The sequence below is a fragment of the Dyella sp. 01L423 genome, from assembly GCF_056399945.1.
Window position 1 is genome coordinate 1 of sequence record NZ_JBFTSI010000038.1, and the last position, 491, is coordinate 491.

2 protein-coding genes are annotated in these 491 nt (G+C 66.0%); both read left to right on the forward strand.

Translation table 11 applies throughout. The annotated features are described in order from the left end of the window. On the forward strand, nt 1-261 hold a 261-nt coding region (locus AC1DMY_RS20945), incomplete at its 5' end, for a deoxynucleoside kinase (RefSeq protein ID WP_477166767.1). Nucleotides 262-313: 52 nt separating this feature from the next. Beyond that, the coding region (locus AC1DMY_RS20950) for a 3-methyl-2-oxobutanoate hydroxymethyltransferase (protein ID WP_477166768.1) at nt 314-491 on the forward strand (178 nt) is incomplete at its 3' end.

Below are 491 nucleotides of genomic sequence, written 5' to 3' on the forward strand. Positions count from 1 at the left end.
CTCCAGGCCACGCCGTCGCTGCTGCGCGAGCGGATTGCGCGACGCGGCCTGCCTGGCGAGTCCGGCATCGACGAAACCTACCTCCAGCGGCTGACCGACGCCTACGGCGAACTGTTCCACCGCTACGACGAGGCGCCGGTCCTGATCGTGGACACCGCGCGCTTCAATCCGGTGGACAACGACGGCGATTTCCGTACACTACTGTCGCGCATCGAGAACATGCGGGGCCGCAAGGCCTTCCTGAATCTCGCGGCCCCCTGACCGCCCTGCCCGCCTCAGGCCCAGGCAGCCACACACCCCCACGGGCACTGCCATGAGTTACCTCCTCGACCCCTCCCGCAAGACCGTCACCATTCCCAAGCTCCAGGCCATGCGTGCCGCGGACGACAAGATCGTCATGCTGACTGCCTACGACTCGAGCTTCGCCGCACTGCTCGATTTCTGCGGCGTGGAAGTCATCCTCGTCGGCGATTCGCTCGGCAACGTAATGC